This is a genomic window from Maribacter sp. UBA3344 (assembly GCF_002362375.1).
GTDB lineage: Bacteria > Bacteroidota > Bacteroidia > Flavobacteriales > Flavobacteriaceae > Maribacter > Maribacter dokdonensis.
On the sequence record NZ_DERI01000021.1, the window covers coordinates 121,240 to 133,203 of the forward strand.

Genomic DNA, 11,964 nt, shown 5'->3' on the forward strand with positions numbered 1-11,964 from the left:
TTTTCAATTGGTCTTCACTTATAAAGACGCAGAATTTGAAACCTATTGCATTTTTAAGGAATTTTTTTAAAAATTAATTTTGTAAAATGTGTAAAGATAATATAATCAGCTGTTTAACTTCTCTTGTTGCGGTATATATATAGGACTGTAATTATTAAAAATAGAGCACCAATGAAGTACCAAAAATTGAATAAGGGCTTTTTGGGTTGGGCTGTTTCTACAATTTCTAATAATTGATTGGCTTTAATATTGGTAATAATTTGAGTGTTGCCACCAGACCAGTTTACTATGACGGAATCTATTTTGGTGGTTGTACCCAGGCCAACATGTGCAATGACCGAGTTTTGAGAAATATGACTAGACCCACCGCCATCTATTTCCCTAATGAATTTTTTACCGTTCGCAATTACCGTTACCCTAGAACCAATACCATTGCTTTCTGCTTGTACGCCCTTTAAAGCTATTTTTAACCAATTTCCTGTTGCAATGTCGTTTCTAAATAAGCGGGTGGTTGACGCAATAGGATAGTTTAGAATAGGTTTTTGATTTACGACCAGTAAATCCATGTCTCCATCATTGTCCATATCAAAAATTACCGAACCTCTACCAATACCATAATCGTTAATAGCCAGTTCACGTCCCTTTTCGGTATACGTATTGGCATTGTTCTCAAAATAGAAATTGCCCATTGGGGTGCAGTTGGGGTTTAAATCACCATTGGAAACAAAAAGGTCTAAATCTTCATCATGATCAAAATCGGCAAAATTGGCGCCCCAGCTTATGGCTAAATTGTAGGTACCCAATTCTTTAGCCTTATCTACAAACGGATTACCATTGCCTTGGTTTTCCATAAGCATATTGAATTTAATGTTGGTAACATAATAGTCCATCCATCCATCCCCATTGTAATCACCAACAGCCGCTCCCATAGCGTTGATCTTTAAATCCATTTCGGTTTGCTGGCTTACGTCCTCAAAGCGATCATTAGGATATTCATTTTGGTACAGGAAGTTGGGCACTGCTTTGTAACCAAAATCTTGGTTCACCAATAAGTCTTGGTCTTGATCATTGTCGAAGTCGGTGAAAACACCACCAAACCCAAAACCTTTATGACCTAAGCCATAGTCATCATACACATTTTTAAAGCTTTTACCTTCATTGTTTTTTAGTAAATAACTTCTTGCGGTTTGGTTTGCACTAACTATAGTTGCGTCTTTTATAATACCTAGTTTTCCGGTAAATTCTTGGAAGTAATTGCCAACAAAAAGATCTGGGTATCCGTCGGCATCTATGTCTCCAAAACTTGGACCTGTACTAAAAGAGTTGAATTCTTCTAAACCATATGCTTTTGTAACATTGGTAAACGTGGCATTTCCATTATTTAGAAACAATAGATTTTTTGCCCTAGGTATTACATTTTTACCATCTGTAGTTGTGATTGTTGTAATGAACAAATCTCTAAACCCATCTTTATTGATGTCTGCACTGACCACACCTTGGGTAACATACTCATTGGTAACCTCTAGACCAGAGCCTTTAAAAACGTCTTCAAACGTACCATTTCCTTTATTTAGATATAATCTGTCCGCTTGTATACCGCTAGTGATATAAAGATCTTCAAAGCCATCGTTATTAAAGTCGAAAACGGTTACACCGCCACCAAATGTTCCTTCATATACTTCGTATTGGTGTTCAATACCTGCATGCTCTGTAACATCAACAAAAGTTTCTTGTGCGTTAATTAGGCATCCGCAGAAAAAAAGTACTGCCAAAAAATATGTGTGCGTTATAGTGGTGTTATTTTTCATTTGTATTCTTCCATTGTAGGGTGTAAACATTTTTTGCGATTTCCACTCCTTTTTCTAATCCTACCTCGTTGTCAAGTTGAGTATGTATACCACCGTAAAATCTAGAATCTGCAGTTTCTTGTGCAGCTTCCCAAAAGGTGTCAAAAGAACGAACGACAAAATCGGTTTCTTTTAACTCATCTCGTTCTCTTCCTTCGTGTGCCCTATCGGTAAAAGTGAATTCCTTGCCAAAATTATGTTCTAATATGGTTGCGGCAGCGGCGGCTTGTATTGCATGTCCAGATGGAAATGAAGGAAATGGCGGGTCTGGCCAAAAAGATTCCCATTCTTCATCAATGTACTTTGGGATAAAGGTATTAGGTCTTTCCGTAAAGAAAAGATATTTCCATTTCCAACAATTAACAAAAGCGTCTGCCACGGCCATGCCTACTTGGGCATACACTTGGGTGCTTTCTATAAGTGAAAGATCATGCCCATCTACTGCCAACGTAGCAAAATAATACGAGTGACCAGGCGGTGTAAAGCTAACATCAGGGTCATCTCCCCACCAAATGGCAGCTTCCTTTTCTAATTGGGTCAATTCTAAATCTTTTAGATAAACATTTTCAAATTGTTGGTAGTAGGCAGACCCTGGAAGTGTGTCATAAGGTATCATTTGTGGATCCTCAATTGTTTTATTGATAGGAGCAAAGGTTCTATTTTCGCCCCAATGTGGGTGTAATGGATGATGGCTAAAAGACTGTGCGAACAATGGTGGTTTCCATGCTCCCGGTCTGTCTGGATGAACCATAGATTTGTCAAAATTGTATAAGTATCCTCTATGACCTCCATCTGTTTTACTCCATTCAAAAATTACTTTTGCAACAGATTTACCATATTCTATAGAGCGCTTCACCGTTTCTGGAGCAACACTTGTTTTAAATTGATCGTAAACAACCTGTTCAAGGGAATCTATTTTTTGGATATTTTCATCTGATGTTTGAACATAAATATTCTTCAATATTTCTGACTGACCTGCATTAAGAGATAGTATCCAATTATATTCTTTGTCCGTATCTATTGTTGGTAACATGGTTAGACCAGTAACCTGATTGTTCATTGTACTATATTCTTTATTACCTGGTACTATAGATTCATACATGGTTAAACCGGTGTAACCAAATGCTCTTGAGGCAAATGTAGGGGAGTTAGATGGGGTATATTGGGTAATGTACAAAGTCATGTTGGCCCATTCCGTAGCAACATCTTTTTCACTCATATTTGGTTGTTCTTCTGTAGAACAAGCTGTAATCATTAAAAGTAGTGATAGTAAGAGCGTACTGCCAAGTATGTTTTTATTATAAATGGTCATTGTTATTTATAAAGCTATTTTGTTAGTTGATATGTTTGTATTGACTTGCCGTAGTTGGTAAGTATTAGTTTATCGTCAATGATAATACCTCTGGTATTACTTCCTTTTATGGATAGACCAGATTTAGATTGGGAAATGTACTTATAATTGGCATTTTCATCACCTAAAAGTAATGTACCATAGTTGGCATCGAATTTACCTATACGTAACTTATAATAATCATTGTTGCCAAGAAGTAGCAGGTCTAAATCACCATCTTGGTTAAAATCTTCCGCAATAATTTCTGAAACCGGGGAAAATTGAGCTTGTAATGGCAAGTGAACTTTTGTAAACTTTTCATCTGTTGAACTTAAAAACAAGGATGTTTCTTGGTGTGTTGCAGTTAATTTTTTCGCCTTTTTCAATTCAGTATCATTAAAAATGTCTGTTATCTGCGCATCAGCGTATTTTTCATAACTGTTAAATTTCTGTCTTTTACTCGATAGTTGTCCTAACAGTTCATCTCTGGTAACATATGGATAACTATTACCGTCAATGTAAAAATTTAGAATGGGATCAATAGAACCGTTATTATCAAAATCTGAATAATACAATTCAGCCGGAGTGTCTTTGTCTATTGTGAATTGTGTATTGGTACCAATATTTCCTGCAATAATATCTTGTTTGCCGTCTTTATTTAAATCTTCAACAAGAACGCTGCTCCAGAACCCATTTAAATCACTTTCAAAAAACTGGTCTGTTCCATTGATCAATTTGCCATTTTTATTCAAGAAAATAGTTATGGGCATCCATTCACCAACTATAATTAAATCTTCTATAGTGTCACCATCCATGTCTGCCCAAGTGGCATCGGTAACCATACCAGGATATTGTAAGTTGGGTTGAATTTCATTGGTCTTGTCTACATAACTTCCTTTACCGTCATTGATAAGAATATAACTTCTTGGTATTTCAGGAAAGCGACCAGGAACATTATAACCACCGATAAATATATCTAAGTGCGAATCATTGTTTATATCTGAAAATGAAACCGATCCGGTGCTTATGGTCATTTGTGGTAATGAATTATGAGCCTTTTTAAAATTCCCTTTCCCATTGCCCAAATAGAGCCTGTCCTGTAATAGAGGATCATTAGCGGTTAGGTTATGATATCCGCCACTCGCCATATAAATATCTAGATGACCATCATTATTAACATCAAGTACTGCAATATCAGTATCAAAATGAGCCTTGTCTAGGTCAAAATCTGCGTTTGGTTTTTGATTGAAATTTTTATTGTTAGTTTGAAGATATATGGCGGTAGGTTGATTAACGCCGCCACCAATGACAATATCTTCTAACCCATCATTGTTTAAATCTGCTTTAGCAATAGGAGGACTACTATGAGATAATTGTTTTATTAAGAGCGACTGTCGTTTAAAATCATTTACAGAAGATGGTTTGTGCTCAAAATTAACGGAATTGCGTACAGTTGAAAACAACGTTTTACTTTTCTTTTGAGCCAATTCCAAGGTTTGGGCATTGGATTCATTCAGCTCAATTGTTCTATTCGCTGAAAGTGCTTCAATAGTCTCCGTTTTTCCAGAGTTCCAAGTTACTTTTAAAGAATCTACGGTAGTTATGTCGCCTAATCCGAAATGTAAAATCGATGATACGGTCGAAAGATATCCCCTGGTTGGCATTTGCTCAAGTACTTGGGTTTTTCCTTTGGCGTAGATACTGATTTTTGATCCAATACCATGTGTGTTTTTTTGGTTTCCTTTTAACTGAATGTTTAAGAAATTGCCATTACCTTTTTGGGTGTCATTCCTATAAATAAATGCCGGTTTGTTAATGTTATTAATAACGAGGTCTAGATCACCATCATTATCTAAATCAGTATATATGGCACCATTGCTGTTGGCAGGTTGGGCTATACCTGCTTCTTGAGATTGATCATTGAAGTGGACGCCATCTTTATTGGTATAATAGAAATTGGTCAGGTTAGAAGCTGGCATTTCTTTTATAAGTTCTAAAACATCTTGCCGTTGTAGTCTGCCTTTAGATTGTACGAAACTGTCCATATAATTGATGAAATCCAAATTGGTGTAATCCCTAAAATATCCGTTGGTAATGAATAGATCTTTAAATCCGTCATTGTCAAAATCAGCAAAAAGTGGAGCCCAGCTCCAATCTGTATTTGAGATACCGGCTAGTTGACCTACTTCACTAAATGAATTGTCGCCATTGTTCAACTGAAGCATATTGCGCATATATTGATGATGAAATCCACTTCTAATATTTAAATCAAATTTTTCATAATTATCTGGCGATAAAAGTAATTTTTGGCGCTTATTATCTTTAGGCAACATGTCTAAAGTGAAAATATCCTGCAGGCCATCATTATTGATATCGGCTACATTATTGCCCATAGAAAAATGACTTGTATGTCCCATTTGATCACCTAGTTGGTCTGTAAATGTGCCATTTTTATTATTGATATAGAGATAATCTGGTACAGTATAATCATTAGAAACATAGAAGTCTTGCCAACCGTCATTGTTAATGTCACTAATACCTATACCTAATCCATAGGTTAATGCAGAACCACTAATACCTGCTTTTTGGGTTATATCATAAAATTTCTCATTTTTTTGCTCAAACAACCTAATACCTTGATAAGGGTCATCTTTTTTTAAAAACTGTTTAGTGCTTACTTCATTTAAAACAGGTAAAGATTTTGGATTGTGGTTTAGTAAAAGCATATCTAGATCACCGTCTTTATCATAGTCAAAGAAATATCCTTGATTGCTAAAAGCAGCGCTGGCCAAACCATATTCTTCCGCTTGTTCTTTGAAAATTGGTACGTTGTTGGCATCATTCCCTTGATTGATGAAAAGTTGGTTTTTACGCTTTGCATCTGGTAAGGCCCCAGAATAACATAGATACAGATCCAATTTACCATCTCCGTTTACATCTGCAGAGGTTATGCCTGTTTTCCAAGGTCCAGGTCTACCGGCGACTTTAGAAATTGAGGTAACATCTTTAAATGTGAAATTGCCTTCATTTAAATAGAATTTATTTTCACCCATGTTAGAAGTGAAATATAAGTCTTGAAGACCATCGTTATTAAAATCCCCTGTAGCTACACCACCACCGTTATAGAGGTATTCGTAAACCAATACGTTGGCATTTAACCCTTCCTTTAAGGTGTTTTGAAAAGTTACTTTCGTTTCATGTTCGGATAAAAGAGTGAATAGGGTGGGTTCTTCAATCTTGTTAATTGTTGAAGAGGTTTCATCTTTTTTAACTTTCTCTGTACAACTTTGATGTAAAAAGAAAATTATAAGAATATAGAAGATTAGATTTTTTGTCATTTGTTTAAAAGTAAAAGATCTATTCCTTTTTGGAATAGATCTTTAATTTAACTCAATTTAAACTAAACTAATAACCTGGATTCTGAATCAAAAGGTTATTTCTATTGATTTCATCTCTACTTATAGGCATGAAATACATTTTATCGTCCCAAGTTCTGGTTTCATTATCATTATTGTCTACAACGGTATAGGTGTAATCATATACAGATGTGTCATATTGATAAGGAGTTCTTGGTGTTGCACCGGCTTTAAGGGTAGCTGTTACTTTCATAACCTTAATGCCCCTGCCCAAAGTTTGATCAGCGATCATCCATCTTCGTGCATCATGGTATCTGTGTTCTTCATATGCCAATTCAACTCTTCTTTCATTGATGTAATCCTCTAAAAGCTCAGTACCAGATGAGGTAAGTGCCGGCATACCTGCTCTAAAGCGAATCTTGTTCAGCCAGTTTCTCGCTTCGCCTTCATCACCAAGTGCAATAGAAGCTTCTACATAGTTCAATATTATTTCGGTATATCTAATAAATGGCCATGGTACTACTTGGGCACTAGATTGATTGTCCACTAAAGATGGGTCTGGATCAATGAACTTTCGTACATAATAACCGGTTCTACTTCCGTTCCAGTTTTCAATGGGTGAATCTCTCATATCAACACCAGGTATTATTCCACCGCTACCATCTGCATATGTACCTGTCTGTATTTCATCATAAGGATCTATTGAGGCAACGTCATCTGGCCTTGGTTTCCATGCTGCTCCATCATAAAGAATAGTTGCGGCCATTCTTGGGTCTCTATTTTCATATGGTGCAGCCGCGTGTTCTTCATTGCTCCAGTCGAAATCAGAACCGTCCATCATTTGATAGTCGTCTACCAATTGTTGAATAGGTGTGTTACCTGCCCAGTTATGATATCCGTTTGGTCCATTGTTGATCCCTTGGTGAATTCCACCTAAAGGCCAATTACTTTCTTGTGTAAATAGAGGCGAATGTGTTCTTTCAAATAATAGTTCTGATCTTGCAGCAGCATCACCAACGGCACTTCCACCTCCCATAGCAATAGAGATGTATGTTTCAGTCGCTTCTTCTGCACTTGCAGGTTCGGTTAAATCTAACTTGTAACCAGTGGTCGCATCTAAAACGGCCTTGGCAGCGGTCTTTGCAGCGTTCCATCTTGCATCTCTGTCCCCAGAAGTATATGCAACCAGTTCTAAATTTGAATATCCACCCAATGTTGCCGACTTAGCGCTCGCTGTAGGTCCGTCGCGCAAATCACTGGCGGCATATGTCAATACACGAGATTTTAACCCCATAGCACTTAACATGGATGCTCTACCTGGTGTAACCTCTTTGCCTTCCAGTAATGAAATGGCTTTGTCAAGGTCACTGGTTACAAAATCTACATTTTCAGCATAAGTACCTCTAGCTATGGAGTAGTCATCATCTAAGCCATAAGGGGCATCAATTAATGGTGCGCCACCGTAATAGCGCATTAATTGATGGTAATAATACGCTCTTAGAAAATGTGCTTCACCCGTTAACCTGTCTTTCAATGTTTGATCATCAAAAGTTGAATTTGGTAATTCTTGTAAAGCTATATTCGCTTTTCGTATTGCTAAATATAATTCGTTCCATTGTGGAATGATATTCACGTTACCCGTACCCGACGGGGAAAGTGAACCTTCTGTAATAACGTTTACTCCTCTACCAGAGTGTGTAAACATTGCTTCGTCCGTTAATGAAGCCAAGCCTTCTTCTTCAAAACCTCCATAGCCAAGGGATGCATAGACGTTGAATACGAATGCTTGTGCCAACGCACCGTCTGCCCAAGTGGCATCTGCCGAGATTGAATCTAATGGCTGCGTTTCTAAAAAATCTTCATTACACGAAATAGGTACTAACGCTAACGTCAGTAGGCCTAAGAGTACTAATTTTCCTTTTTTCATGATTTTTTTTTAAAATGTTAAACTAAAACCTGTGTTAATAATAGTCTGTTGTGGATAAAACTGACCGTCATTACTTGTCGATTCAGGATCATATATATCTTGAGCCGCCCATGTAGCCAAGTTTAGACCACTCATATATATCTTAAATTTAGATAGACCAAATTGCTCAATCAATTCTGAAGGAAAGTTGTATGCCAATTGAACATTTTTAAGTCTTAGGTAATCTTTACTAAATAAGTTGTAGGTATTATTGCCATAATCACCACCTGTATAGTAGGTGTCTCCACGACTGGCAAGTCTTGGATGAACGCTACTTGGGTTGTCTGGACTCCATCTGTTGTCAAAGCTGTACTTTAAAAAGTTACCTATGTCACCAGATTCTGTTTGGATAAATAATTTAGCCCCTGTAGCTCCTTGTAATAATACAGAAAGATCAAAGTTTTTGTATGAAGCGTTAAACGTAACACCAAAGTTAAAGTTAGGGTTGATGCTATTTTTTAACCTTACTTGATCTAAGTCGTTAATGGCACCATCTCCGTTGATATCTTTAAATTTCATATCACCTGGCTCTAATGTTGGCTTAACAGCACTATAATCTAGTGGATTGGAATCAATGGCAGCTTGGTCAATAAATACACCATCAGACTCGTATACTAAATATGAGCCAATAGGCTTTCCTTCTTGTAATTGGTAACTTGGAGCACCAGGAATTTCATCTAGGAACTCAACTGTATTTTGTGCGTAACCTCCATTTACACCAACATCCCATTTAAAACCATCAAAGCTACCACCAAAATAGTTCAACGCAAATTCAAAACCTTCGTTATTTACTTTACCTGCATTTACAGGAGGTAAAAGGTCTGAAATACCAGAAGAACCTGGGGTAGAACCTGTTTTTTGAATTAGAATTTGATCACGTTTGTTCAAGAAATATTCAAGGGTGAAACTCATTTTTCCGTCCAATACAATACCGTCTAAACCAATATTATAGTTCTTAGCTCGTTCCCATGTAAAGCTAGGATTAGCCAAGAGGTTTTCAAATAAAGTCGTTTGTACTTGACCATTTATTGGGTATTGACCAAATTCGTAAATAGATTGGTAAGCATATTCTTGTAATTCATCATCGGTTATTTCACCGTCACCGTTGGTGTCAAATGAAACTTGATCATTACCCATTTCACCGTAAGAACCCCTTAACTTTAAGTAGCTAATAGAGTCAACGTTGAACCAATCTTCATTATTAATGTTCCAACCAACTAACAATCCTGGGAAGAACCCAAAACGATCATTACCTGGGAAAATATATGAACCATCATATCTCCAGATGAACTCGGCTAAGTATTTTTCTTTAAAGTTATACTGGGCACGGCCATAGTAACCTAAACGTGTTCTGTTGTAACCGAAACCATCCGTTTCTTGTGCAATTTCACCACCTACTCCTAACTGGTCAACAGCGGTAGAAAGGTAGTTTCTTCTAAATGCAGAGAAAAACTCCCCTTGAAAATTCTCACGGGTAACACCGGCCAATAAGTTAATGGTGTGGTCATCACCAATTGTTTTGTCATAACTTAATAAACCGGTTAGGTTAGTGTTTAGTACATTATTAGATGATTGTAATAATCTTGCATCTGTAAAGTTGGAACGTATAGATCCGCTTAGTTCCGGTACACCGGTAGCAATATAGTTTGCACGGTCAAGAGAATAAAGAGTCCATGGTGTTTGCCATAGTTTTCTACGTAACTGGCTTTGGTCAACACCTGCCAATAATGTCAGTTTAAGACCTTCTACCCATGGGTTGGTAATATCCAAAGAACCTGTAAATTGTAGGTAATCTGTTGGTTGTTTGTCATACCCTGTAGCATTCGTTGTAACTACCACCGGTTGTTGACCATTTTCAATATCAGGTCCTGGTAATCCATTTGGCCATATTGCAGGTTCATTTGGTCTACCTCTCATCAACATTCTAAAGATAGCACCTGCACCTTCAGTAGGGAAGGTTCTATCTTCCTTTCTATATCCCATACTTAGTTTGGTAGACAGGTATTCATTAATTCTAGCATCGGTATTGATTCTAAAATTATACTGTTGGTATCTGTTGGCCGAGTTTTTATATATAGCGCCTTGATCTGCATAACCTACAGATGCGTAATATTTTAGGTCTTCACTACCACCGCTTATGGATAGGTTATGTCTTTGTTGTTCCGCCCAATCTTGAAAAGTGGCACCAAACCAATCCGTATCAGGATATAACCATGGATCAGCATTGGTTCTATGATTATTGATTGTTTCTGGACTAAATGCAGCGTTTACGGTTTCTGCAGGATCGCTGCCTGGTATAGTATAACTACCTGAGGTTTGAAAAGCGGTATTTGCAGCTCCCCATTGTGATGAAGGAATATTACTGTTATAAATTGCCAATTCATTCATTATAGTTTGATACTCTACCGCACTTGCCATTTCTGGTACTCTTGTAGGTCTGGTTATACCAAAATCAGCCTTATAATTTATTTGCATTTTGCCGGCTTTACCGGTTTTGGTAGTAACGATTATTGCTCCGTTGGCCGCTCTAGCTCCATAAATTGCAGCTGATGCATCTTTAAGTACAGAGATATTGGCAATATCATCTGGGTTAATACGACCTATACCACCATCTCTATCTGGAATACCATCAATAACGATCAAAGGTTGGTTGTTTCCTAAGGTATTGGTTCCACGAATACTTATGTTCGATTCGTCATTACCAGGCTCCCCACTGGTCTGTACGATTACTACCCCGGGCAATCTACCTGCCAAGGAATTCGATACACTTATGGCCGGTGAACTTTCTAGTACCGGACCCTGTACTGCGGTTACCGCACCTGTTACGGTCGCTTTTTTCTGAGTACCGTAACCAACGACAACAACTTCGTCTAGGTTGGCAACGTCCTCTTCTAAAGATACATTGATGGTACTTTGATTGTTTACCGGTACCACTACAGCCTTGAATCCAATGTAGCTGAATCGTAAACTGGTACTTCCATCATCTAAGGTAATTGTAAAGTTACCGTCAAAATCCGCTTGTACTCCTGTTGTAGGGTTGTTGGCATCAATGACCGAAACACCTGGCAACGGCATGTTGTCTGAAGCTGAAGTAACAGTTCCAGAAACGGTTGTCTGTGCGTGGAGACCCATAAAGAGAAATCCACTAAAAAATAAAATCATCGTTAAGCTTACATGATTCCGAATCATGGAAAACTTAGAAAAGTCTGTTTGATAATTCATAAAGTTAGTTCTTACAGTTGTTAGTTAATTATGTTGACGTAGGCGTTATAGTCTCTTTAGGGAGCGTTTTTGAGATGAAGAGACTATGATACACTATGCTACTGTGAACAAATATAAAATAAAATGTTAATTTAATAAATATTAACATGTTATTTTTTAGAATTTTCATTTAGATCTTAAAATATTATCAAATACATATTATTTGTCATTTTATCTAAAAAATCTGTATTTGCGTGTTTGTAG

The 11,964-nt window shown here is 37.2% G+C and carries 5 protein-coding genes; all 5 read right to left on the reverse strand.

All coding sequences use genetic code 11. The annotated features are described in order from the left end of the window. Positions 1 to 113: 113 nt before the first annotated feature. On the reverse strand, positions 114 to 1,808 hold the full coding sequence (locus B2Z27_RS13795; protein WP_286814077.1) for a CRTAC1 family protein: 1,695 nt from the start codon (positions 1,806 to 1,808) through the stop codon (positions 114 to 116). Beyond that, entirely contained in the window at positions 1,798 to 3,159 is a 1,362-nt protein-coding gene (locus B2Z27_RS13800; protein WP_286814078.1) for a phosphatase PAP2 family protein, read from the reverse strand. Before B2Z27_RS13800 ends, B2Z27_RS13795 begins: the two co-directional genes overlap by 11 nt. Positions 3,160 to 3,173: 14 nt before the next feature. Then, positions 3,174 to 6,515, reverse strand: a complete 3,342-nt coding sequence (locus B2Z27_RS13805) for a VCBS repeat-containing protein (protein ID WP_286814079.1) — start codon at positions 6,513 to 6,515, stop codon at positions 3,174 to 3,176. Positions 6,516 to 6,582: 67 nt separating this feature from the next. Continuing rightward, complete coding sequence (locus tag B2Z27_RS13810; protein ID WP_058104367.1) at positions 6,583 to 8,460, reverse strand: RagB/SusD family nutrient uptake outer membrane protein; 1,878 nt, start codon at positions 8,458 to 8,460, stop codon at positions 6,583 to 6,585. A 9-nt stretch (positions 8,461 to 8,469) separates the two neighbouring features. Beyond that, positions 8,470 to 11,661 carry a SusC/RagA family TonB-linked outer membrane protein gene (locus tag B2Z27_RS13815; protein ID WP_286814080.1) on the reverse strand — a complete coding sequence of 1,064 codons (3,192 nt, stop codon included), beginning with the start codon at positions 11,659 to 11,661 and terminating at the stop codon, positions 8,470 to 8,472. Positions 11,662 to 11,964: the final 303 nt, after the last annotated feature.